Below are 25,379 nucleotides of genomic sequence, written 5' to 3'. Positions count from 1 at the left end.
TGGTTACCTTGAGCAGGAATATTAATTAGCGCCTCTTTTTCCGGAAAGATGGCGCTTTTTTGTTTCCTTAAATTGGGTGGTTTCGGAAAGGATTGAGGGACTAAACTTGCAACTGAAGCCCGAACGTTATAACCTAGATATGATACAGAGCTAACAGACATTTTACATAAACCCAGCTAATTTGAAATGACGGGGGTTTTAGGCAATGAGTTATTTTACTGAGCTAACATGGAAAGATTCCATTAAAGATATAATTGATATCCTAATCGTCAGTTACATTATTTATAAAGTGCTTAATATGGTACGCGGGACGCGGGCGATTCAGCTTTTAAAAGGGATATTGGTTCTGGTCTTGATTTGGGCGGTAAGCACAATCTTGGACTTGTATACACTTAAATGGCTAATGAATCAAATGTTTACTTTCGGGGTCCTAGCTGTCTTTATCATTTTTCAGCCGGAACTACGAAGGGGACTGGAGCAGCTTGGACGGGGCAGATTTTTCGGACGGGCTGGAGAAAGTGACGAAGAGATCAGTAAGTTAATCGGCGAAGTGATTAAAGCCGTGAATTATTTATCTCGCAGAAAAATAGGGGCGTTAATCGTTTTTGAGCGGGAGACAGGGCTAAACGAATATACAGAGTCAGGTATACCCATGCGTTCCCTGGTCAGCTCCGAATTACTCATTAACATCTTCATTCCCAATACACCTCTGCATGACGGAGCCCTTATTATGCAGGGAAATCAGATTGCTGCGGCTGCTTGTTACTTGCCTTTGTCCGAGAATCCTTTTATCAGCAAAGAACTGGGAACCCGTCATCGCGCTGCTATAGGAATAAGTGAGGTTGCGGACTCGGTGTCTGTCATTGTCTCAGAGGAGACAGGGCAGATTTCCCTTGCAATTAATGGCCAGATCGTGAGAGACATTAAGGAAGAATCCATGATATCGAAGCTCCATCAAGAGCTTAGTGTAAGTTCATCGCTGAAGGAGAAGGGTTCAACTTTCTGGAAACGGAAGGGGGACAAGAATCATGGATAAGTGGATGAACAATAACAATTTCAATAAGATTCTGGCCCTTGTGTTCGGGATCATTTTGTTTACGATGGTTCATGTCGATACTGCGCCTTCTGGACAGACAACAGTGGATATTAAAACAAAAACTATTGAGAATGTGAAGATTGAAGTGACCGGCCTTGACGAGGATAAATATGTCCTTGAACCTTTGGCTGTCGACAGTGTGAGTCTGGAGGTAGCGGGTAAAAATTCCGATATCTCCTTTCAGTTCTCGGATGACTATAAAGTAATGCTTGATCTGACTAAGGTCGAACCTGGAGATACCACGTTGCCACTTTATTATAAACTGCCAAAAGGTGTATCCCTGGTAAGAATGAATCCTAAAGAGGTTACCGTACATGTAGAATCACGGAATACAAAGTCTTTTCCCATATCCTTGGTTACGAAGGGGAAACCTGCAGAGGGCTACCAAATAGGCACCCCGGTCCTGCAGCCTACAGATACTGTCGAAGTCACACTTGCTGATAATGAACTGAGCAAGGTAGCTAAGATACAAGGAACCATTGAGCTTAACGGTGAAAATGAGACATTTAAAGAGAAAAAATTGAAGCTACACGCTTATGATAAGGATGGAAATGAAATTAAAAATGCTGTAATTGAGCCTTCTACTGTATCCGTGGAATTGCCGATTACCTTACCGTTTAAGAGTTTGCCGCTGGAGATTGGCTTTACTGGACAACTTCCGGATTCTCTCGTATTATCCAAATTGACACCTGAGCAGGAAGCAGTCGTAGTGTATGGACAAGCAGAGGCTTTGGCAGCTTTATCAGCCTATGAAGCCACTGTTAACCTTAGTGCAATAGATTCTGCTGGAACGAAACAAGTAAAGGTCGATTTGAAGCCTCCGGCTGGAACGGAGAAAGTCATGCCCGAAGCTGTGAATGTTTCATTAACCATCTCAGAAATTGCTGAGCGGACGATTGAGGCGGTACCTGTCAAGCTTCAGGGTGTGGGGGATGATCTGGAAGGAAGTATTGTTAATCCTTCAAGCAAGGAAATAGCGCTTACCTTAAAGGGTGCGCCTGCTTTACTAGATCAACTTGATAAGAAAGATATAGGGGTTGTGGCTGATGTTAGCGGTCTTTCGGCTGGAACCCACGAGGTTTCTTTGCGGGTATCGCTGCCCCAGTTTATCGCACTAGCCAATTCAGGGGTGCCTCTTACTGTGACCGTGCAGCTGTTATCACCTGCAGCGCCAGTTCCTACACCTCATCCAGATACGGGGGGGGTAACTACTACTCCTGAGCCAAGTTCTGAACCTGTTATAGGTGATGAGGAACCTACGGAGAAGCCCACTCATAGCGGAGAGGCTGGAGCAACACCAACGCCTGTACCAACGGATACCAATCCGGAGAATAACGGCACAGCTAACACAAGTACGAATTCCGAAAATCCTGTAGGTACGGGTGGGACGTAATCTTTTGAGCCCAGAGGTACACCAAAATAGTATGCAAATCATATGATAGTACATTAAGCTAACGTAGCGTATTCAAAGGAGAAAAATAATGGGGAAGTATTTTGGAACAGACGGTGTGCGGGGAGTAGCAAACCGTGAATTGACTGCAGAAATGGCTTATAGCATTGGCCGTTGTGGAGGATATGTACTAGCGGGTAACTTGGATAAACCGAAGGTTGTTATCGGAATGGATACACGTATTTCCGGTCCTTTATTGGAATCCGCGCTGATTGCGGGCTTATTGTCTATTGGAGCTGATGTAATCCGTATAGGCGTAGTTAGTACACCTGCTGTTGCCTATATTACGAGATTGTTAAAAGCAGACGCAGGCGTCATGATCTCAGCTTCTCACAATCCGGTAGAGGATAACGGCATTAAGTTCTTTGGTGGGGATGGCTTCAAGCTAACAGATGAAACCGAACTGCAAATTGAAGAGCTTATGGATGCGGAGGTAGATGAATTGCCTCGTCCTATCGGTTCAGGTTTAGGTATGGTTACCGTAGATAATGATGCTAAGTATCTTTATCTGGAGTATTTGAAAACTACCATTTCTCAGGACTTTAAGGGAATCAAGGTTGTACTGGACTGTGCGCATGGCGCAGCGTATGAGCTTGCTCCAAGACTGTTCAGAGAGCTTGGCGCTGAGGTGATCTCTATCGGGGCTGAGCCAGATGGATTGAATATTAATGATGGATTTGGTTCGACACATCCAGAGACTTTGCGTGAAGAAGTCTTACGTCATGGAGCTGATTTGGGACTTGCTTTTGACGGAGATGCAGACCGCTTGATCGCTATTGATAATAATGGTGATGAAGTCGATGGTGACTTTATCCTTTGTATTTGTGGCGATGCGATGAACCGTGCAGGTAAGCTGAAGGATAGCACGATTGTATCAACCGTTATGAGTAACATCGGATTTTATAAAGCTACCGAGAAATTATCCCTGAATACCGCTAAGACAGCTGTAGGGGATCGTTATGTTATGGAAGAAATGCGTCGTGGAGGCTTTAATCTAGGTGGAGAACAGTCTGGACATGTTATTTTCCTGGATTACAATACTACTGGTGATGGTATTCTTACAGCTATTCAGCTGGTAGACACACTTAAGGCTACAGGCAAACAGCTTAGCGAAGTTAAGAGTATGATGACTAAATACCCGCAGGTGCTGGTTAATGTTCGTGTACAGGATAAGACTAATTACCCTAATAACGTAGCTATAGAAGCGGCTATCGCTGAAGTAGAAGGCAAGCTAGGCGACAATGGCCGTGTGCTTGTACGTCCGTCAGGTACGGAATCTCTAATCCGCGTTATGGCAGAGGGACCGGATAAGGCAGATCTGGATCTTTATGTGAATCAAATTGTGGAAGTAGTTCAACGCGAATTGGTATAATCCATTACCTTAACTATAAGGCTGGTGCAGTGAGCGAGAGCGATTCGGACTCGTTGCACCAGTGTTATTTTATTTTAGGATTGGATCGTTTGAACTGGTTTTGTAAAATTTAGGTTGGTGCGCCATTGCCAAAGTACTACAAGGTGCATATAATAGATTAAGTGTCATTCTAGAAGGAAAGCGGGGATTGTGAGGTTAGCAATAGCAAGCGCCAGAGCTTGGTCTAGCGCGGGGGAGAAGGGAAAGCTGCTTACTTGTTATGTAGGCTATGGCTTGAACGGATCACGGCAGACGTAAGCTGACGAGGTGGAGGTGTTCGAAATGTTCGGCGGGGACCTCCCGGTGATGCACCAGAGCCGTAAATGGATACGGAAAATGAAAGGGCGACCTTTCACACAACGTTTTCATGGGTGCAATAAATTATATTATTCATGTGTGCGCGCATCAGAAGGAAACACGTTATTTCTGCCACGGCAGAGGAGAAGGCTGTGCATTTCATGAACATTAGAATGTAAGTGACAGTTTATTTTGTTGATCCTAAAATACAACAGAATATTTGCTTTTTCTCAAAAACATGCCGCACGGCACGTTTCTTTCCTTATGCCGCCACATTACGATAACTCGGACGGGGGAAATTATAATGTGTGGTATTGTAGGATATATTGGTAATCAGAATTCGCAGGGAATCTTGGTTGAGGGCTTGAAGAAATTGGAATATCGTGGATATGATTCCGCTGGTATTGCTGTATTTACCCAAGAAGGACTGCAAGTAGTGAAAGCTCAAGGCCGTTTGGCGAATCTGCAGTCGAAGCTCCAAGACAGCCCGCTGGCAGGTAGCGCAGGTATCGGACACACACGCTGGGCCACTCACGGTAAACCATCCGATGAGAACTCACATCCACATACGGATAACAGCATGAAGTTCTCGGTAGTTCACAATGGTATTGTCGAAAACTATCTGGATCTGAAAGAAGAGCTGATCGCTGGCGGATGCCACTTTGTCTCTGAAACAGATACAGAAGTTATTTCACATCTGATTGCTCGCGAATATGACGGGGATATCGTGAAGGCTGTACAAAAAGCGATTACGTTCATGCGCGGTGCGTTTGCATTAGGCGTCCTGACTGAATATGAACCAGATAAACTGGTGGCTGTGCGTCAAGCTAGCCCGCTCATTATCGGTCTTGGCGAAGGAGAAAACTTTATCGGGTCAGATATTCCTGCACTGCTTGAATATACCCGTAACGTATATATTTTGAATGACGGCGAAATGGCTGTGCTGACAAGAGATGCTGTCGAATTGATGACGATTGAAGGCAATTTTATTTCTCGGGAAATGATTACTGTCGATTGGGATGCAGTTACCGCAGAAAAAGGCGGCTACGAGCATTTCATGCTGAAAGAAATACACGAGCAACCTAAGGCTTACCGCGACACAATGCGTGGTCGCATCAATGCGGAAGGCAACAAGGTTGTATTGCCTGAATTGAACATGACTGAAGAACAAATCAAGAACATCCGTAACATTCAAGTCGTTGCTTGCGGAACAGCATACAACGCAGGTGTGGTAGGACGTACTATGATCGAATCCTTGGTTCGTATTCCGGTTGAGAATGATATTGCTTCGGAATATCGTTATCGTTCACCAATCGTGACTCCAGAAACGTTGGTTATCGTAGTCAGCCAATCCGGTGAGACTGCAGATACTTTGGCAGCTCTGCGTGAAGCTCAAGCTAACGGTGCACATGTATTGGCGATCACTAACGTAGTGGGCAGCTCTATTGCTCGCGAAGCAAACGATGTGTTGGTAACCTTGGCGGGTCCGGAAATTGCAGTAGCTTCGACCAAAGCTTACACTTCACAATTGATCGCGTTTGGATTGTTTGCTCTTTACTTGGCTGAAGTTCGTGGAACACAAACCGAAGCACAAGTTACTAAGATTCTTGCAGCTATGCAATCTCTGCCAGAGCAAGTGGAAGAGATCCTAGCTCAAAAAGAAGCAATCAAAGGTTATGCTGAACAAATTTCTGAGCACAAAAACTTGTTCTTCATCGGCCGCGGCGTAGACTACGCTGTTGCTCAAGAAGGATCCTTGAAGCTGAAAGAAATTTCTTATATTCACTCCGAAGCTTATGCTGCAGGTGAATTGAAACACGGTACATTGGCTCTGATCGAAGAAGGTGTTCCAGTTATTGCCCTGGCAACTCAGGAAGCTGTACTTGAGAAGACCGTCAGCAACATCAAAGAAGTGAAAGCTCGTGGCGCAGACGTGCTGGCAATCACTCACCAAGAGCATTTGACTGACCTGCTTAGATCAGTTGATCAAGTGTTCGTGATTCCAAAGACACTTCCAATGCTGACAGCAGCTTTGTCCGTAGTGCCTCTGCAATTATTGTCTTATTATGCTTCTCTTGCGCTGGGTCATGATGTGGATAAACCACGTAACTTGGCGAAGAGTGTTACTGTGGAGTAGGTTTGGTGATATAAAAGTACAGTTGTTGTCAAAAAAAAATAAAGTATTAGACTGAGATGCTTCATTAAGCTAACTGGCAGGATAGTTTGAATATCCAATATACGGTATTATTTAAATTATATCGTTAGTAGTACTTTTTATATGCATCGGATACATTCAGTTCCAAAGGATGGTTCAAAACAGTCAAACAAAATCATGAAGGTATAAGCCGCTGTAATGCGGCTTATACCTTATTTTGATGGAATTCACGATCAAGCTTAATTTTGGCCCTCGGGTACATCATAAGATAATCGATTTACGGGTCGGATTAACAACTTTATCAAGGTGATTTTCCATTACAAGAGGGAGGGATATTGTATCGGTCATAGGCCGGTGGAATAGTCGAAGAGGTAGGACCAGAAGTTTCAAAAGTGAAACAGGGGTTATCCCTTTCAATATTGTATCTGACTTCATACGAGCTAATATTTAACTACTGGCTACTCAGAAAATTGTAAGGTAATATCGCCGTTATTTGTATAAGCAGATAATTTTTTTGAACCATTCTCTTTATTGGCAGGCAAATTGCTATCTCCTTTCTTTACCTTGCTTAAGATCGCGAAATCATCATATGACCCTAGAATTGAACCGCTAATATTTCCGTTTTTTGTTTCAAGGGTTATAGCCGTCCCTGCATTCAATTTGTCCAGTTGGATATTTCCGTTATTTATGTTTACTTCCACTGTCCCCAAAAACGCGATTGTTGGGAATACAATACTTTCATTTGATGTTTTTAAAGTCAAATTTTTTAAAGTTGCGTCAGGTATCCATACCTGAATAGTTCTGGTTACTTGCGAGCCTTTTCCTCCGATATAGTCGTTCCATTCCTTATTACTGTCACTTACCATTGATAGTTCTTTATCATCAGATAGATCAATCTTGTAAAAATCTTTCTCACTTTCATAGTAAACAATATGAATTTGTTCATCTTTAGATTGGAGGATAGTTATTTTTTTGTCCTTTACATCAATTGTTAAAGTATCAATCTTTTGGGCAGGGATGATGTAATTTTTTTCCTCCATGGAAGTGGAGTGGGAGGAGCATCCTGCCAATGATATCAATAGTGTCACCAATATGCCTATAGTAGTTAGTAATTTTTTTGCAGTACTTTTCATTATAAAATGCTCCTTTGTTAAATCATTTTTCTTTTTAATGCCAGTCCTACGAATACCAATCCTAAGCTGCTCTGCAAAAAAAATTGCGATATGCAACTAAGCATTAGAGCTAAACATAATGATCTTGAAAAAGTCTACCCAAATATGTTGCAAGAGTTGGATCGGATCATTTTTGTATTTCGTTGCGTTTATCAGTCGCATATGTTTTAATCATCATAAACTTTTGTGTTACAAAAAGGTCAAGAGGGTAGATATGAACAACTATTTTACAATTAAGCAAGCAGCAGAAATCGTAGAGATGACCAGTGAGACCTTGCGGCACTATGATCGTATTGGGTTAGTCAAGCCATGCCATAAAGATGAATTGTCGGGATATCGATACTATTCCGAGCAGGAGCTCGTAAAGCTGCAAACCATTGAACTGCTCAAAGCAATGGATCTTACTTTAATGGATATTAAAGATATATTGCAGCAGAATGATCTCTCTAAAGTAATTGATTTTCTAAAACAGGCAGAAAAAAGAGCAGACGATAAAATTGCTCGTCTGCAGTATGCAAAATCGAAAATTAAACGTGCCTATCTACATTATGAAAATAAGTTCCACAACGATTATAGTCAAAGTGAAAATTACTTTGTCAGACACATAGAGGAAAGGGTAATTATGTTTTCGAATAAAATGGAAAGCCCCACACTTAAGAATTTATGGGACTATCACAGACATTTCTATCAACAAATTGAGACTTCTCTGCATTCACAATTTCTGTTTGAAGATATGGCGGGAATGTTTACGACTGAAGGAATAACACGGTTATTTGCTGTTTGCTTGAAATATCCGTCTTTAGAGGGGTTAACTGTGCTACCAGAAGGGGACTATCTGTGTGCAAACTGTACCGAAGAGAATAAGAATGCTGTATTACAAAATTTACTTGAAAGGGCAAAGACGGAATACGATGTGTGTCCAGATTTTGTTCTTCATAACATTATTGTGACTGGAATATTGCAGTGGGATTATCAGATACAACTGTTCATTAAGAAAAGCACATGTTAGATTAAAAACAAAGGAAAGGTTTAGGAAGAGAAAATCGTTTGATTAAAAGTAGCTAATTTAGCGGCTTTTTTTTGATTAAGCAATCACGTTTCTTGCCCCAGGCTGAGGACAAGAACGTTATACTTCGCCGATTAGCTAAATATTTAACTATAGTTCAATGTTATCTATTTAGCTAACTGGCAGATTAACGCTATATGCCTCTTAGGATTTGTATGCTTAAGTGAAAAAAGTATTATCATGAATTCTCTAATGTGAATAAATACAAATTCCACTTCAGTTAATCCATTTTCTATACATATTTTTTAATAGTATATTGAGGTAAATAAAGTGATTATTCACTTTGATAAATCCGAAATTTCTTTGTTGGTATTATTTTATGGCTTCGTAAGGATTGCAAAACCATCGAAATATGGGAGTTTAAAACAGATGTTGTGCCGTAGTTAGTTTTATGAAAGGAAGGTATAGGGGTGAGTATTTATTACGCTCCAAGCTAAGAGGATATCACTAAGGATGCACTCCAAGAGTTATTTCTTTCGGTAGAATGGGAGTCTGGCAAGTATCCAAACGAGCTTTTACAAGCAATCGGAGGGTCTCATTCAATTGTTACCGCTTGGGAAGGAGGAAAGCTTGTCGGTTTAATAAATGCTTTGTCAGATGGTGTTTTAACGGTATATTTTCATTATATGCTTATTAATCCGAGTTATCAGAGTATAGGTATTGGTATAGGTAAGGAAATGATGAATATAATGCTTGATAGATATAAAGGGTGTAAAACAAAAGTATTAATTTCTTATCCTCATGCAGTGAATTTCTATAATAAAATTGGCTTTAATACAGAGGATGGAGCTACACCAATGTTTATCTCAGAGTTGATATGATTAAACTAATGGGTCACGATAGTTTAATCGCAACAAGAAGGCAGCCGATCAGAGGATCAGCTGCCGTTTTTATTGAATTAAAAGGGCAGGATAACTAAGTAATTTCGCGAATACTCAACAGATGGAATTATCACAAAGTTCCCAAATAAGACGTTATAAGAAATCGGCGAGAAACTATAAGGAGCAGAAAACATGAAATGCCCTCACTGTAACAACGAATTAAGTGAACTTCCTTTATGTTACGGAAGTGAAGCACCATATTATTTTTACACTGTACCAGAAGAGAAAAGAACAGAATTAATTAGAGATTTTTGTGTAATTGATGAACAGCATTTCTTTATTAGAGGACATATTGAAATACCAATAATTGATAGCAAAGAGAAATTTATATGGAGTGTGTGGGTTTCTCTTAGTGAAGAAAACTTTCTGAAGTCTAATGAATTATTGCACGTAGAAGGAAGGGAGACGGAAGAACCTTATTTTGGTTGGTTATCGACTGAACTTTCAATATATCCAATAACTACATTATCGTTAAAGACAATGGTGCATACACAAGAGGTTGGTGCTGTTCCGTTAATAGAATTAGAACAAACGAATCATCAACTTGCAGTTGAACAAAGAGAAGGAATTACAATGGAGAGAGTTAAAGAAATTGCTCATTTAATAAATCATAGTCAGTAAGAGAAGAATTTGAAAGTATAGTCGAAGAAGCTGCCGACATCTTATTAAATCATATCTACGCCGCTCTGCTTGGTCTGCTAAGGATTTTCGGTGAACCGTAATTAGCAGACAACCCTGCAAGGCTAAACTCGGTGCGTAATGTCGTTTAAGCTAACAGGAGACTTTTGTTCAATGAAACAGAGACAGTCTAATATTTTATTTTCTGCTGACAATGACACGTTAGTCCCGATGATGTGAATAATCATCGGGACTTTTTTATTAAAAAGGCAAACTTTCGGAGGGTATATTCTTGAGGCAGGCTAAGCTAACTGAACTTTTCTTTCATAAGTTTTCGCCCGTAAAACACTCAACGTCACCCCGTACTCCTATTAGGGAGTTAGCGGGTGGCGTTTTTTCATGCCCAATTCTACAGATGTAGTATCAACAAGGCGTGCCCTAAATCATTACACCTATAAAGATCACGGGTTAAATTGCAATCAATTTCAGCTGATGGAAAGTTAGCTTTACATACACACTTCAATGTGTTATTCTTACGGAAAGTTAACTTTCCATAATTGCTTCAGGAGGTAAGATATTGAAAAACAGGCTTGAAGAGATTAGAAAAGAAAAAGGTATTAAACAAGAAGAACTAGCGGATAAATTGGAAGTATCCAGGCAAACGATTGGTTCACTTGAAAATGGCCGGTATAACCCATCCATCATTCTTGCATTTAAGATTGCGCGATTTTTTGAAATGAGTATTGAAGATATTTTCATTTACGAGGAGGAGCTGGGTAATGAAAACGGCAAGTAAATGGGTGCTCTTAACAATTGCAGGTGCTATTATGGTTTATATGGGTGGATTTATTTTAACTGACGAGAAGCTAAAAGGAATTTCCGGTTTGCTCATTGGTGTGGGTTCAGTCCTTGCAGTGCTTGGAGTAGGAAATATGGGGTATTCGTTATGGCTTAATAAGCCTCAGAACAAAGTAAAAAATGATGAGAAAGTTAGAATGAGTAAAATTGAGGCTAATGACGAACGGAAAATAAGAATAAGAGAAAAAGCCGGTTGGAAAACTAATATTGTTAACTTTTACATCCTAATGGCTCTAACTGTTGTATTTAGTTTAATGGGAGTAGATCAAACTGTAGTCACTGTGTTATGTGGTGTTTTTGTTTTTCAAATCTCCTTAGGAATCTTCCTGTTTAATTATTATGCTAAGAGAATGTAATTGGAGTGACGTAACATCAATTAGACCATTTGAAAATATTTTTTTAGGAGAGAATGACATGGAAGTATTTGCAGAATATTTAGCGCAAATTGATAACCCGCAACATCGGGAAAGAATGGAAGAAGTTTTGACTTGGGTAGCCAGAAAATTCACTGATTTAAAGCCAAAAGTTGCGTGGAATCAGCCTATGTTTACCGATCACGATACTTTTATTATTGGCTTTAGTGTATCCAAACATCATTTGGCGGTTGCCCCTGAAATTGCAGGAATTAATCGTTTTTCTGATGAAATTGTGCAGGCAGGTTATGATCACACCAAGCAGTTGTTACGCATCCGGTGGGAAAGTCCAGTTGATTTCTCATTACTTGAAAAAATGATCGAGTTTAATATTTTGGATAAGGCAGACTGTTCAACTTTTTGGCGGAAATAAAACGTATTATTTAGCGTTCAATTCATTTTAAGCAAATTTATATGTGGAAGCACCGTAGGACAAGTCACTTTAATACGTGATTTGTCTTTTTTATTTGAATTCTCAGCACAAAATATTCAATATTTTGGAAGGTGGATGGAATGTTGAAAGCGAATTTATACACGTTAGTTCAACCTGTTATGCGGAGACAATCCTAGGAGGCTAAGACTATGACTCGGTGCTGGAACGCTCTAAGCCACTAGTATTCCTGAACGCGGAAACGTTTAAGAGGTCAGGGTATTGCTGCGATTCTAGATGTCAGAAGAAAATGTATTACGCATTTGCAACTGCAAGTGTCGTAAACGCAACCTCAATCATATAGCATAGACTCCATTGTTTTTCTATAATTAAGGCAAGATATAGCAAAGGAGAGCAAGCAAATGTCTTTCAGTGAAAAATTGTTGCAACTTAGAAAAGAAAAAGGTTATTCCCAGGAAGTGCTGGCCGAAAAACTGTGCACAACCAGACAGGCAGTCAGCAAGTGGGAAAACGGACAGGGGTACCCCGAAACCGAAAAATTGCTAATGATTGGAAACCTGTTCGAGGTGTCCATTGATTATTTGCTAAAGGAGGGCGAGGTAAAGGGCGGCGTTGAAGAGCGTGGGTATTATGTCAGCCAAGAGATGGCGGAAGGGTATTTGATTCATCAGCGAAAGTCATCCAATCGCATTGCGACAGGTGTGTGCCTTCTAATTATGTCTTTTTTGCCGTATTTGATGCTTCGGAAGGAACAAGTCATTTATTCTTTTCTTATTATCATTTTGTTGGCGGCAGCGGGTGTCGTTGTTCTTGTGTCCGCCATACTGAAAGACGAGGAAAGGTACCATGTGCTGGATAAAGAGGCTCTTATGCTGGATCAAGGTTATGTGAAGCAATTAACAGAACGTTTGAATAGATTGAAGAGTAGGTACGCAGCTGTGATCATTGTGGGTGCTGGCATGTTGGCGGTAGGTGGAATGGGCTTTTTGCTAGAGAGAAAGGGGATCTCCAAAGGCGTGTTAATTCCTTATTATCCTATTTGCGTCATTTTGATTACTATAGGCACATATGTAATTATTCGAACATCTACTTTGTTGTCCTCCTATAGTCTGCTGATCTACAATGAGAAGCATATTAATCGGAGGAATGACGGCTTTTGGAGAAAAATAAGAAAAAAGTTGGCAGAATAATAAGTTAGGCTCTTGAATCAATGTATAATATTTGGCAGATGTCTATTGTTAACAATATATAACGAATCCTGATTAAGAAAGCAAATAAGTTAAGGAATATTATGTTAATGGGGAACTTTAGTTCAATGAAACAGCGAAAGTCTAGGATTTTATTTTCTCGTCCATTGCTGTCGCTGTTTCAATTTCTAGGGTCAGTTTAAAACTTATTTTATGAAGTCAGACGGTATAACAATTAGAAGAGCAGCGTGGAATGGAGAGCCTATAAGACGCTAAAGAGTTTGATGATACTAAATTCATACAACAAGATTAATCTATGGGGCTATCGCGGAGATAATAAACAATGCAAGGAGAGAACCTATGAAAAAATTAAGGACAATCATAGTTCCGTTATTCTTAATCTTTTTATTGGGATGTAGTGATGAGGAAATTAGCGATAATTCAAAAAAAGAATATAGCAAAGCTGAACAATTTATTACCGATATGGGCTATCTGATCATTAGTAATGAAGGAATTGTTTCTGAATATTTATTAGATAAAAAACTGCTGACGGAAATGCCATACATACAATATTGGAGTGTTCAAAGTGTTGATCCAATCGATTATATAGGTAAGGAAATAACTACAAGTAAGTTAATCGTTAAAAACCACCCCTTAGATAATGAGAAGGATAATACAAAAAAACAAACCCTGATTTTTCTGCTAGAAGCAGACGATGAAGTGATAGGAGGCTATAGTTTTCCTGATTTCGATGAATTACATATGGGTTGGGTTTACACCATTGATGGAAAAACACTCGAAGAATTGACCGGAGAAGCTTTCCCGAAATGGTCTAAGGAGTGGAATTTAAGATATAAATAAAGGTTTGGGAGTATTTATAAAGGAGCAGATATGAAAAAACTAATCCTAGTACTTGTAGCTGTGGTTATTATTTCGAATGCGATATGGAGTTATTTATATTTCAATAAAGAGGTCGAAACAAATTTAAACACTGGTGTTCAAGTATATACGCTTAAGGGTACAGGGGATACATGGGATGTTTTAGATTACAAAATAATAATTTCATCTAGCAAAATTTTACGGGGACATGGGAAGTTAGTGTTCAAGGGAGACCCAAGCGCTTTAGTGAATAGTAGCTATTATAAGTATGAAGTCAATGAAAAAAACACTAATAATAAGGATGAAACAGTTCTTGTAAATGAAGCTAGGTCAACGGATGGACCCGTTTCAATATTAAGTAACACTGATATCGGGTCTATAACAGGTCCGTATTCGTATGACGAATTAAATAAAAATAGACAAAATTATGAAAACACCACTTTATCTATTACATGGAATGATAATGAAGGGGAGATTCATTCCGAAACAATAAGTTTAGATATTGAGAGTGAAATTTCTCTTAAGGATGATCTTTAAGGGTGATAAGTCCAAGAGACTAAGATTGAATCTCTACGGACTGAAGGAAGATCGTCTACGCCCCAAAAGCCTGCCGGTATTTCACAGGAGACATGCCTTCAAACCTTCTGAACACTTTAATAAAATAGCTGGATTGGGCAAAACCGGACTGAGTCGCAACCTGAGCAATGGAGAGTCCTGTGGAAACCAGTAAAAGCTTGGCTTTAGCCAGCCGACAATCGGTTAAATAACGGTTTGGAGTTTTGCCCATAACCACCCGGAACAGCCTTAGAAAATGATAGCTGCTGTACCCGGTCAATCTTGCCATCGATTCCAGAGACCAAGGGCTGGCACATTCGACATGAATGATATCTGCAGCACTCCGGATGGACTGTCTAACCTCGTGCGGTACTGAGCCGTGAAGCGGCTCGGAGTTCTGCAGCAATTTAACTAGAAGCTCATACAGCAGAGCAGATAGTCTTGGCTCGCTACGGGTCACGTAGGAAGCGCTCAGTAGGTACATTTCCTCGAATAGCTCGTCCAGCTTAGCATCCAAATCAAAAGTGAACAGGTATGCACGGGACTGGTCCACTTCCTCTAATAAGGGGAGGACGATTTCAATATTAAAATGAACCCATCGGACATCCCAAGGCTCGCCTGGGTCAGAGCCGTATTGCTGATAAGCCCCTTTTGGGTACAGAAAACCTCGTCCTCTACTCATCGGAATACGTTCGCCCTCATGGAATACATAACCCTCCCCACCAAAGATCAAATGCAGGTTATAACTCCCCAGAAACCCTTCGCTTCTTCTCTCTGTATGTTGTGGAAAGTGAGTGTAATGTCCCAAAAATTCAGGATAACAGACATATTTTGAAAAAGCCGGTGTCGGCAAATACCATTGTTTCTTCATGTTTGGCAGCACCCATTTCTGTAGCGCAACAGAGCGCAAGTTGGATTAAGGCAATAAACGCAAGATTGTTATATGATAGCAATATTTTGTTATATAAGACCTCTTATCATTGATACTACAATAGAATTATAAAATATTGAAAGCATATTTTTAATACTTTGGAGGTAATGATGAAGAAACCTGTCGCAACTGAAAAATTCGAGCTTGGCGTTTGTTATTATCCGGAGCACTGGCCAGAAAACATGTGGGAGGACGATTATCGCCGGATGCGTGAACTCGGCTTTACGATCATTCGGATGGGGGAGTTTGCTTGGTCTATTTTTGAACCCACAGAAGGGGAGTTTCAGTTCGGGCTCTTTGATCGGGCGATTGATCTAGCACATAAATATGGTCTTCAGGTTGTACTTGGTACTCCGACGGCAACGCCTCCAGCTTGGTTGACTGATAAATATCCAGAAGTATTAAATGTAACCTACGAAGGTGTTACACTTCAGCATGGCATGCGCCGCCATTATAATTACAGCAGTCCTAAATACCGGGAACTGTGTGCACGTATTGCAGAACAAATGGCTGAACATTACGGCAATCATCCGGGTGTAGTTGGCTGGCAAATTGATAATGAGCTCAACTGTGAGATCAGTGAATTTTATTCGGAGAGTGACCATAAGGCCTTCCGGGAATGGCTACAGCAGAAATATGTTACGCTTGAGCATTTGAACGAGGCATGGGGAGCTGTTTTTTGGAATCAAAGCTATAGTGACTGGTCTCAGGTCTATCTTCCACGTCCGACTCCAGTACCGAAGCAACCCAATCCTCATCAGGCATTGGATGAAAAACGGTTTATTTCGGACAATACAATTTCTTTTGCCAAAAACCAAGCGGATATCATTCGTAAACTTGCCCCTAAGCAATGGGTAACCACGAACGGTCTGTTCGGTCATCTCGATAGCCATGAAATGACGGATGAACTGCTGGATTTCTTCAGCTATGATTCCTATCCTCAGTTCTCTACTATTTTTTATGACCCGAATGAGCGGAATCCGCTGAATGATAGAGGCTGGGGACTGTCATTATCTGTTGTTCGTTCGATATCCCCGAATTTCTGCATTATGGAGCAGCAGTCAGGCCCGGGTGGCTGGGTGAACCGGATGGATATGCCTTCTCCAAAGCCCGGGCAGATGCGGTTATGGACTTATCAGTCGATCGCTCATGGGGCAGATATGGTGTTATATTTCCGCTGGCGGACAGCTACGATGGGCAATGAAATTTATTGGCATGGAATCAATGACTATCATAATCAGCCTAACCGGAGAGTGCGGGAAGCGGGGCAGATCGGTCAGGAGCTGGCAGCAGCAGGTCAAGCGTTTATCGGTACTCATAATCAGGCTAACGTTGCTATTGTTCGTGATTATGACAATGAGTGGGATGGAGAATACGATGTTTGGCATGGCCCGTTTATGTGGAAGAGCAATAAGGAGTGGTACAAGGCTCTTCAGCGGAAGCATATCCCGAATGACGTGCTCTATCTGCGCAAAAAAACAACGCTGGAGGAGCTTGCAAGGTACGACGTGCTTATCTATCCTCACCCAGCGATTATGACAGATGAGACAGCGTCTCTGCTGGATGAATATGTTCAACAAGGCGGCAAACTGATCTTCGGCTGTAGAACTGGCTATAAGGATGAGCGCGGTCAATGTTATATGCGTCCTTTCCCAGGTACTGCTAAGGATCTATGCGGGATCACAGTTGAAGAATTCACAATGGTTAAGGGCAGTCGTCAGCCAACAACAATTAGCTGGTCGGGCGCGACCGAAGTCGTTACAGGAGCAGATGACTTTAATGATATTCTCAAAATAGAGGAAGCTTCGGTTGAAGTGATGGCGGTTTACGCCTCTGATTATTATGCGGGAAAACCGGCGGTAACTAGAAATCGTCGCGGCAAGGGTGAGGTTTGGTATTACGGAGCCGTATTTAACGAACAGGCAGCGGCTGAGATCATAAAATTAATTGATCTACAATCGCCAGCAAATTGGCTGGAGCTCCCAGAAGAGGTAGAGCTGCAAGTCCGTACCGGAGCTTCTTCCAGTTATGCTTTTTTGCTTAATTATAGTGAGACTCCTGTCACGATCCATCTTCATGAGACCAAAACAGATTTACTGAGCGGCACAACATTGTCGGGCGAGGTGCTTCTGGAAGGATTTGGGGTATTGGTGTTATACTAACGTACACATTGATCTCACATTTGAGTAGATTTGGATAATTCTCTCTTTTCGGTTATACTTTGAAGTAGCAATTATAGTCACGGGAGCTTGGTGGGACCAGGCTGAGAGGATAGTTATAACTATCGACCGTCAAACCTGATCTGGATAATGCCAGCGGAGGAAATGGAGCTCTATTTCTATTTGTCTACTCTAAGGCCGCATCTTATACAGATGTGGCCTTTTCTATGTGTGGGGAGTAGACCGTCTCCGCTTGATCAAATCACCTTATAGGAGGAATTGAGATGACAAGCGAATTGAACAACGATCCAATCAATCTATCAGCTTTTCCAGCAAGTCAAAAAGTCTATGTAAAGGGTTCACGGTCTGATATTCAGGTCCCTATGCGGGAGATCTCACTTAGTCCAACTGCGGGCATAGACGGCGAAGAGGAGAATGCCCCAATTCATGTCTATGACACAAGTGGGGCTTACACGGATGCTAATATTCATACTGATATTCGTCAGGGGTTAGAGCCCAATCGTCTAAGCTGGATTGAGGAACGAGGGGATGTGGAAGCGTACGAAGGAAGAACCGTGAAGCCTGAAGATAACGGGAATGCAACGGGAAAAGCTGTGGCGGAAGTGTTTCCAGCGCTCCATAGAAAACCTTTGCGAGCGAAAAAGGGGCGTAATGTCTCTCAAATGCATTATGCACGCAAAGGGATTATTACTTCGGAAATGGAATACGTTGCGATTCGTGAGAATGTGACACCGGAATTTGTAAGAGATGAAGTAGCCCGCGGCCGCGCCATCATTCCAGCGAATATCAATCATCCAGAGAGTGAACCAATGATTATTGGGCGTAATTTTTTGGTAAAGATCAATGCCAATATTGGAAACTCCGCAGTATCCTCATCCATAGAGGAAGAGGTGGAGAAAATGAGATGGGCTACCCGCTGGGGTGCAGACAATATAATGGATCTCTCCACAGGTAAAAACATCCATACGACACGCGAGTGGATCATCCGTAATTCTCCTGTTCCTATTGGAACGGTGCCTATTTATCAAGCTTTGGAAAAAGTGAATGGGAAAGCGGAAGATTTAACGTGGGAAGTATACCGTGATACGCTCATTGAGCAAGCGGAGCAAGGGGTGGACTATTTTACCATTCATGCGGGAGTTCTGCTTCGTTATATCCCGTTGACGGCACAACGTATGACAGGTATTGTTTCAAGAGGTGGCTCCATTATGGCGGCATGGTGTCTTGCGCATCATCAAGAGAACTTTTTATATACACATTTTGAAGAGATATGTGAAATCATGAAGCTGTACGATGTTTCTTTTTCCCTAGGCGATGGATTACGTCCGGGTTCGATTGCTGATGCGAATGATGAAGCACAATTTGCCGAGTTAGAGACGTTAGGTGAATTAACAGCTATGGCTTGGAGTCATGATGTACAGGTGATGGTAGAGGGTCCAGGACATGTGCCGATGCACTTGATTAAAGAGAATATGGATAAGCAACTTGAAACTTGCAACGAAGCCCCTTTTTATACGTTAGGTCCACTGACTACAGATATTGCGCCGGGGTATGATCATATTACCTCTGCTATAGGTGCAGCGATGATTGGTTGGTTCGGTACAGCAATGTTATGTTACGTAACTCCGAAGGAGCATCTTGGCCTGCCTAATAAGGAAGATGTACGTGTAGGGGTCATTACTTATAAAATAGCGGCACATGCCGCAGATTTGGCGAAAGGGCATAAAGGAGCACAAGACCGGGATAACGCTCTTTCGAAAGCCCGTTTTGAATTTCGTTGGCGTGATCAATTTCATTTATCGTTAGATCCTGAGCGAGCGCTCGAATATCATGATGAGACATTGCCTGCGGAAGGCGCTAAAACAGCTCATTTCTGTTCCATGTGCGGGCCGAAATTTTGCAGTATGAAGATCTCTCATAATATCCGTAATTCGACGAGAATTGAATCAGGAATGCAAGAGAAGGCAGAAGAGTTTCTCCAAGGCGGGAGCCTCATTTATAGATAACTTTTTCTGCTAAAAAGAAATATCTAAAAGAAGTCGTCATTGGCGGCTTCTTCTTTTATACTTTGAATAGATAGGAGTTGATGAAATGGAAGCGATTCGTTCAGAGGAAGCCATTTTAGAGGATTTAAGTAATAGTTTCTATCATTTTTTTGGATTGAAAGTCCTTCATGCTACCCCAATAAAACGTGGCTGGTTAAATCTTAAATGGAAAATCACAACGGATTCAGGGCAATTTCTACTTAAACAATACAACAAAAAAAGATATAAATTGTATAACCCAGAAGAGCTGAACTTTGCCTTTTCTCAACAGAAAAGATTGTATCTACAGGGGCTCCCATGTCCCGGATTGTTGGCTTATAACAATAATGTTTTACTGGAATCAGATCAGGGAGAAACGTTTATGGCAATGGAATATTGTGAAGGCCGTGTCATAGAGCCGGGTAAGATTAATATCCATCAAATGTTTGATTTGGGTCGTGCCACAGGTAAAATGCATCGTTTATTAAATGATGGGACCATTAGTTTGAAAAGAACCCCACAATTTATTCCACAAAGCCCTGAGGAACGTTTAGAACATTGGAATGTACTCCTACAACAATCAAAGGAAATGGGTAAAACCTCACTTATCACTGACCTAGAGATACAACTAAGAGCGACTGAAGAAATAGATCCGGAAATATTCGAAGGACTTGAAGCTGGATGGGCACATCGTGATTTATGGGTTGATAATCTTTTATTTCAAGATAGCCAATTGTCTGCAATTCTAGATTTTGATCGGTTCAAATATGATTATCCGCAGCTAGATGTAGCGCGAGCAGTGATGTCATGTGCTCTAGATGAAGATTTAGATGGAGCACTAGCCTCAGCATTTATTGACGGATATCGTGAGGAACGAACGGTGGAGCAGGGGGATTTAACAAAATCATTGCAGTTGTTGTGGTATATGGAAAGCCCGTGGTGGATTAATGCCGCGATGGACAAACATAGTGTACCTCCAAAACGTTTTGCAAAAGAAATGAATTGGCTGGCTAAGAACCTGAACAATTTACCTGCTATCTTAGGGAACTTATAGTGAAAACGATTGAATTATAGCCTAAAAGATGCATTGACCAGCCAAAGTTTGGCGCCTATAATCTTAACAAGGAAAATCCACCACATATAGAGCTATTTGTAAACGCATTCAATGAGCTTTTTCCTTATTTATCATGGAAGGAGGAGATCAAAACTATCAAGTATTTCTTTTTTTCTCATTTTTGCAAACGTTTGCACCACACGATAAGCATAAAAATCGTAGCTGCACTAAAAATTATGAGGAGGTTATTTACTTGGTATCCAAACAATCCAGGCGTTATATTTCGTGGTTAATTATTTTTTCGCTCATTTTTAGTTTATTTGGTTTATCGGGTGGAGCATCGGCCAGCAATACGGATCATACAGTCACCTATACCAATCCTACAGCGACAGCTGTGACCTTACATTGGACTACGAATAACTGGGCTAATACTACGGACACGGTGATGACCAAAAATGGAACCACGTTCACCGCCAACCTCAATGTTCAGGAAGGTGCCACCCTTATTTATTGTTATCACATCACGGCTCCAACGGATAGTTGGGACAATAACGGCGGGAAGAACTGGACGGTGGTTATTCCGGTTGCCGGGAAATACGAAGCAGAGAGTGCATCCCTGTCTGGTGGTGCAAAAGTAAATACGAATCACATCGGATATTCGGGCACTGGTTTTGTTGATGGATATACAACTACAGGAGCAGCCACCACTTTTAACGTCCAGTCTTCCGCAGCAGGGTCCTATAATGCCACACTTCACTATGCTAATGCATCTGGCAGTGCAAAAAAGGTGTCCATTTATGTCAATGGAATAAAGGTTACACAGACAACATTAGCAAACCTGGCCAACTGGGATACATGGGCAGACCAAATAGAAATACTCTCCTTACAGGCAGGAAATAACACGCTTGCTTATAAATATGACTCGGATGATAGCGGGAATATTAATATCGACTATGTGACCCTTTCGGCCGGAGCTACCCCAACACCAACGATAACTCCTACCCCAACAGTGACGCCAACACCTACGGTAACTCCTACACCAACGGTGACACCAACACCTACGGTAGCTCCTACACCAACGGTGACGCCAACACCTACCGTAACTCCTACACCAACGCCAACACCAACACCTACCGTAACTCCTACACCAACTTCAGCGGGGCTAACCGTTCACTTTAAGAAACCAGCAAGCTGGAATGCAGCGATCCGCATCCATTACTGGAATCTGAATCCGGCAACCGTTCCGACTAGTGGAGCATGGCCGGGAATACTGATGAAATCGGACGGAAACGATTGGTATAGCTATACTGTTCCAAATGCTACAGGTGCAAGCCTGATCTTTAATGACGGCAATGGCAAACAGACGGCTGACTTATCTCGCAGCATAAAAGAGGGCTGGTATAACTCAGATAATGTATGGTATGACGCCAATCCAGACGTTCCTAAGGTTCCGGTGATAACCGTCTCTCCTGTGCCCAAAACCTATGATTCTGCCCAAACGGTGACACTATCCAGTACAAATAGCGGCGATAAAATTTATTATACGACCAATGGCTCGACACCTACGACAACCTCAACGTTGTATACGACTCCAATCCAAGTACCTTCATCTTTGACTATCAAAGCATTCGGCGTTAACTCTATAGGGCAAGCGGGTAATGTAGGCTCTTTTGCTTATGTGATTGATCTGAATGCCGATTTGCAAGCTCCGATTATCACTGCGAATCTGCCTGTTGGGAATTCGAGCTCAGCGGTTTCCGTATCTTTTAATATAAAAGACAACAAGGCGGCAACAACTACAGCATATTACACAGATAATGGTACGGAACCAACAACGAGTTCAAAAGTCTATATCTCAGGCAATGCACTGACATCTCTTGCAGGACCGTCTATCTTAATTAACAAGACGACAACCTTAAAATTTCTTGTGATCGATGGTGCCGGAAATGAAACCAAACAGAGTTTTGTTTATAACATTGGTAATAAGGGCGATTTTCGTGAAGATACGATTTATTTTGTAATCACTTCCCGGTTCTATGACGGTGATTCCAGTAACAACGAGCATGCATGGGAGGATGCCAAGGCAGGAAATCCGGACTCTGATCCAGCTTGGAGAGGGGATTTCAAAGGACTGATTCAAAAGCTCGATTACATTAAAGCCCTAGGCTTCAGTGCCATCTGGATTACACCTGTGGTGCAGAATGCCAGCGGTTATGATTATCATGGGTACCATGCAATTAATTTTGCAAAAATAGATCCAAGATATGAATCCGCAGGGGCTTCTTATCAGGATTTGATCAATGCGGCGCACGCTAGAGGGATAAAGGTTATTCAAGATATTGTCGTCAATCATACCGGTAATTTTGGAGAAGAAAATCTGTTCCCGATGTTCAAAAAAGATCCGGCGGCGGCGGACACCGTGAGTAACATGCTCAAAATTACGGATAAGCTGCCAGCTAACTATGATTCCATGACCCCTGATCAGCAATATCAGGCAAGACTTGCCTTAATGAAGACTGCGGAGACTAACAATAACATTTACCATACGGAAAAAAGTCTTTCTTGGGAGTCTTATACCGTCCAGACAGGACAGATTGCGGGAGACTGTGTGGACTTAAACACAGAAAATCCTCTAGTGAATCAGTATCTAATCGACAGCTATAATCAATATATTGATATGGGTGTGGATGCTTTCCGGGTCGATACTGTAAAGCATGTAAGCCGGTATATTTTTAACAAATATTTTGTGCCGGCATGGAAAACAAGAGGGGGCTCAGACTTCTTTGTCTTTGGGGAAGTGGCTACTCGGTACAGAGATGTGTGGAACAGTGGAATCCCCGCGATATCAACACCATTTTATACTTGGAAAAGCTCAAAATCCTATCCGGGTGACGGTCAAAATGATTACGCTTCCAACAAGCTATCGGTGGAACAAGAGTGGGCAGATAACTCTACTACAGCAGGACAGCCTACCTCGAACAATGCTTTTTTAACAGGAAATACTTATCATACGCCTGACTATTCGATGAAATCGGGTATGGATGTTATTGATTTTCCAATGCACTGGGCCTTCAAGACTGCTCAGGAAGCATTCAGTATGAGAAGCGGTGATCAATTCTATAATGATGCTACCTGGAATGTAACTTATATTGACTCTCATGACTATGCACCTGACCAGGCACCAGAAAATCAAAGATTTGCCGGCACACAGGACACTTGGGCTGAGAATCTCGCTCTGATGTTCACCTTCCGAGGAATACCTGCGATCTATTATGGTTCTGAAATTGAGTTTAAAAAAGGATCAGTCATAGATGTAGGTCCAAATGCACCGTTAAGTACAACAGGCCGTGCTTACTTTGGCGATCATATTGAGGGTAGTGTTACTGTTCAAGATTACGGTAAATATACCAATGCTACTGGCACACTTGCAGACTCGTTAAATTATCCTCTGGCGAAACATATCAGACAACTTAATTTAATCAGAAGAGCTGTTCCTGCTTTGCAAAAAGGCCAATATTCTACAGAAAATGTATCAGGTGATTTGGCATTTAAAAGAAGATACACTGATAGTAGCAAAGGAATCGATAGCTTTGCTTTGGTTACGATCTCAGGAAATGCAACATTCACCGGAATTCCTAACGGAACTTATGTGGATGCGGTCACTGGTGATACGAAAACCGTTACCAACGGTGTGATCACAATCAACTGCTCCGGTAAAGGAAATGCGCGTGTATATGTATTGAACGGTAGTGGTGGAATCGGAGAGTCAGGAACCTATCTGAAGTAGACCCTTGTATCCATTTCATAGTTAAAAAGAAGCAACATCAGCCCGGATTCCGCAACTGGTGTTGCTTCAATTTCATATATGTGGAGAGATATTATGCATACTATAGACGTCGATTTAGTAGCAAGATTAATAAATGAACAATTTCCTGAATGGTCCGATTTAGAGATCAGGTCTGTAAAATTCAGTGGGCATGATAATCGGACTTTTCATTTAGGTGAACAGATGAGTGTGAGATTACCAAGTGCAGCCGCTTATGTTCCTCAAGTGGAGAAAGAACAACTATGGTTACCTTTTTTAAAGAAAGGACTGACGTTACCTATTTCAACACCATTAGCAAAAGGGACACCTACCAAAGAATATCCTTGGCCTTGGTCTATTAATAATTGGCTAGAGGGAGAGACTTTATCCCATGAGAACATTAATGATCTCAATCAATTTGCGAGAGACTTGGGAAGCTTTTTAATTGAATTACAGTCTATTGATGCTAGTGGGGGACCTTTAGCCGGAGAGCATAATTTTTATAGAGGTGGGTCCTTAGCTGTATATGATGAGGAATCTAGAAATGCGATTGAGCATAATAAAGATATTTTTAATGAAGGTCTATTGAAAAAGATCTGGGAACTGGCATTAGACTCTGAATGGGAGTCAGAACCAGTTTGGGTTCATGGTGATGTCGCACCTGGAAATATATTAGTCAAAGACGGACAGCTTTGTGCAGTCATTGATTTTGGCATATTAGGGGTGGGTGATCCTGCTTGCGATGCTGCAATGGCGTGGACTTTTTTTGATGAGGCTAGTAGAAGAATCTTTAAAAAGGTATTAAACATGGATGCACAAACGTGGAATAGAGCAAGAGGGTGGGCTTTATGGAAAGCACTGATCACCTATAATGGAAATCGATATTCTAACCCAACAGTAGCGGAAGAATCCTTGAATATTATCAATTTAATAGTAGAAGACATCGAATTGTAGAA

Annotated in this window: 20 protein-coding genes and 1 riboswitch; of the genes, 18 read left to right on the top strand and 2 right to left on the bottom strand. The window is 41.5% G+C overall.

Going from position 1 to position 25,379, the window contains the following annotated elements; translation table 11 throughout:
• Positions 1 to 205 precede the first annotated feature (205 nt).
• From cdaA to glmS, 4 genes are all read left to right on the top strand, one after another.
• A complete protein-coding gene (cdaA, locus tag NYE35_RS27785) occupies positions 206 to 1,036 on the top strand; it encodes a diadenylate cyclase CdaA (RefSeq protein WP_036681290.1) in 831 nt (276 codons plus the stop codon).
• Positions 1,029 to 2,489 carry a CdaR family protein gene (locus NYE35_RS27780; RefSeq protein ID WP_051491181.1) on the top strand — a complete coding sequence of 487 codons (1,461 nt, stop codon included), beginning with the start codon at positions 1,029 to 1,031 and terminating at the stop codon, positions 2,487 to 2,489. The genes cdaA and NYE35_RS27780 overlap by 8 nt, the downstream gene beginning before the upstream one ends.
• An 88-nt stretch (positions 2,490 to 2,577) precedes the next feature.
• Positions 2,578 to 3,918: a phosphoglucosamine mutase gene (gene glmM, locus NYE35_RS27775; protein ID WP_036681292.1), complete on the top strand. Its 1,341-nt coding sequence runs from the start codon at positions 2,578 to 2,580 to the stop codon at positions 3,916 to 3,918.
• Positions 3,919 to 4,558: 640 nt separating this feature from the next.
• The gene (gene glmS, locus NYE35_RS27770; protein ID WP_036681297.1) at positions 4,559 to 6,391 is read left to right on the top strand and encodes a glutamine--fructose-6-phosphate transaminase (isomerizing); all 1,833 of its coding nucleotides are present in this window, start codon (positions 4,559 to 4,561) and stop codon (positions 6,389 to 6,391) included.
• A 476-nt stretch (positions 6,392 to 6,867) separates the two neighbouring features.
• Here glmS and NYE35_RS27765 read toward each other — a convergent pair whose 3' ends face one another.
• Positions 6,868 to 7,542: a DUF4097 family beta strand repeat-containing protein gene (locus tag NYE35_RS27765; protein ID WP_094902380.1), complete on the bottom strand. Its 675-nt coding sequence runs from the start codon at positions 7,540 to 7,542 to the stop codon at positions 6,868 to 6,870.
• 253 nt (positions 7,543 to 7,795) lie between these two features.
• Here NYE35_RS27765 and NYE35_RS27760 point away from each other — a divergent pair, with 253 nt between their 5' ends.
• The 9 genes from NYE35_RS27760 (at position 7,796) to NYE35_RS27720 (ending at position 14,411) form a co-directional block, all read left to right on the top strand.
• On the top strand, positions 7,796 to 8,590 hold the full coding sequence (locus NYE35_RS27760; protein WP_052097344.1) for a MerR family transcriptional regulator: 795 nt from the start codon (positions 7,796 to 7,798) through the stop codon (positions 8,588 to 8,590).
• A gap of 500 nt (positions 8,591 to 9,090) precedes the next feature.
• The gene (locus NYE35_RS27755) at positions 9,091 to 9,468 is read left to right on the top strand and encodes a GNAT family N-acetyltransferase (RefSeq protein WP_076099892.1); all 378 of its coding nucleotides are present in this window, start codon (positions 9,091 to 9,093) and stop codon (positions 9,466 to 9,468) included.
• 192 nt (positions 9,469 to 9,660) lie between these two features.
• On the top strand, positions 9,661 to 10,149 hold the full coding sequence (locus tag NYE35_RS27750) for a DUF2199 domain-containing protein (protein WP_038573408.1): 489 nt from the start codon (positions 9,661 to 9,663) through the stop codon (positions 10,147 to 10,149).
• Between the two features lie 574 nt (positions 10,150 to 10,723).
• Positions 10,724 to 10,942 (top strand): helix-turn-helix transcriptional regulator, encoded by a 219-nt coding sequence (locus NYE35_RS27745; protein WP_036681352.1) that lies wholly within the window; start codon positions 10,724 to 10,726, stop codon positions 10,940 to 10,942.
• On the top strand, positions 10,926 to 11,360 hold the full coding sequence (locus tag NYE35_RS27740; RefSeq protein ID WP_094902382.1) for a hypothetical protein: 435 nt from the start codon (positions 10,926 to 10,928) through the stop codon (positions 11,358 to 11,360). The genes NYE35_RS27745 and NYE35_RS27740 overlap by 17 nt, the downstream gene beginning before the upstream one ends.
• Positions 11,361 to 11,418: 58 nt before the next feature.
• Complete coding sequence (locus NYE35_RS27735) at positions 11,419 to 11,790, top strand: iron chaperone (protein ID WP_076296443.1); 372 nt, start codon at positions 11,419 to 11,421, stop codon at positions 11,788 to 11,790.
• A 419-nt stretch (positions 11,791 to 12,209) separates the two neighbouring features.
• Positions 12,210 to 12,998 (top strand): helix-turn-helix domain-containing protein, encoded by a 789-nt coding sequence (locus NYE35_RS27730; protein ID WP_094902384.1) that lies wholly within the window; start codon positions 12,210 to 12,212, stop codon positions 12,996 to 12,998.
• Between the two features lie 357 nt (positions 12,999 to 13,355).
• Positions 13,356 to 13,856, top strand: coding sequence for a hypothetical protein (locus NYE35_RS27725; protein WP_094902386.1), 501 nt, complete (start codon positions 13,356 to 13,358; stop codon positions 13,854 to 13,856).
• A gap of 30 nt (positions 13,857 to 13,886) precedes the next feature.
• Positions 13,887 to 14,411 (top strand): hypothetical protein, encoded by a 525-nt coding sequence (locus NYE35_RS27720; protein ID WP_038573400.1) that lies wholly within the window; start codon positions 13,887 to 13,889, stop codon positions 14,409 to 14,411.
• 55 nt (positions 14,412 to 14,466) lie between these two features.
• Here the strand turns inward: NYE35_RS27720 and NYE35_RS27715 are convergent, their stop codons facing one another.
• Positions 14,467 to 15,300 carry a helix-turn-helix transcriptional regulator gene (locus NYE35_RS27715; RefSeq protein ID WP_052097339.1) on the bottom strand — a complete coding sequence of 278 codons (834 nt, stop codon included), beginning with the start codon at positions 15,298 to 15,300 and terminating at the stop codon, positions 14,467 to 14,469.
• Between the two features lie 170 nt (positions 15,301 to 15,470).
• Between NYE35_RS27715 and NYE35_RS27710 the strand changes: the two genes are divergently transcribed.
• The 5 genes from NYE35_RS27710 to NYE35_RS27690 all read left to right on the top strand — a co-directional run bounded on the left by NYE35_RS27710 (position 15,471) and on the right by NYE35_RS27690 (position 25,377).
• Positions 15,471 to 17,522, top strand: coding sequence for a beta-galactosidase (locus NYE35_RS27710; RefSeq protein WP_038573399.1), 2,052 nt, complete (start codon positions 15,471 to 15,473; stop codon positions 17,520 to 17,522).
• 69 nt (positions 17,523 to 17,591) lie between these two features.
• Positions 17,592 to 17,701, top strand: a riboswitch (TPP riboswitch).
• Between the two features lie 102 nt (positions 17,702 to 17,803).
• The gene (gene thiC, locus NYE35_RS27705) at positions 17,804 to 19,546 is read left to right on the top strand and encodes a phosphomethylpyrimidine synthase ThiC (RefSeq protein WP_038573398.1); all 1,743 of its coding nucleotides are present in this window, start codon (positions 17,804 to 17,806) and stop codon (positions 19,544 to 19,546) included.
• An 85-nt stretch (positions 19,547 to 19,631) separates the two neighbouring features.
• Positions 19,632 to 20,618: a phosphotransferase gene (locus NYE35_RS27700; RefSeq protein ID WP_076099896.1), complete on the top strand. Its 987-nt coding sequence runs from the start codon at positions 19,632 to 19,634 to the stop codon at positions 20,616 to 20,618.
• A gap of 253 nt (positions 20,619 to 20,871) precedes the next feature.
• Positions 20,872 to 24,405, top strand: a complete 3,534-nt coding sequence (locus NYE35_RS27695; protein WP_094902388.1) for an alpha-amylase family glycosyl hydrolase — start codon at positions 20,872 to 20,874, stop codon at positions 24,403 to 24,405.
• A gap of 93 nt (positions 24,406 to 24,498) precedes the next feature.
• A complete protein-coding gene (locus NYE35_RS27690) occupies positions 24,499 to 25,377 on the top strand; it encodes an aminoglycoside phosphotransferase family protein (protein WP_076273178.1) in 879 nt (292 codons plus the stop codon).
• Positions 25,378 to 25,379 lie beyond the last annotated feature (2 nt).

It is taken from the genome of Paenibacillus sp. FSL L8-0494 (assembly GCF_038003695.1).
In the GTDB taxonomy this organism is placed as follows: domain Bacteria; phylum Bacillota; class Bacilli; order Paenibacillales; family Paenibacillaceae; genus Paenibacillus_AQ; species Paenibacillus_AQ odorifer.
This window is presented reverse-complemented; position numbering and strand designations above follow the sequence as displayed.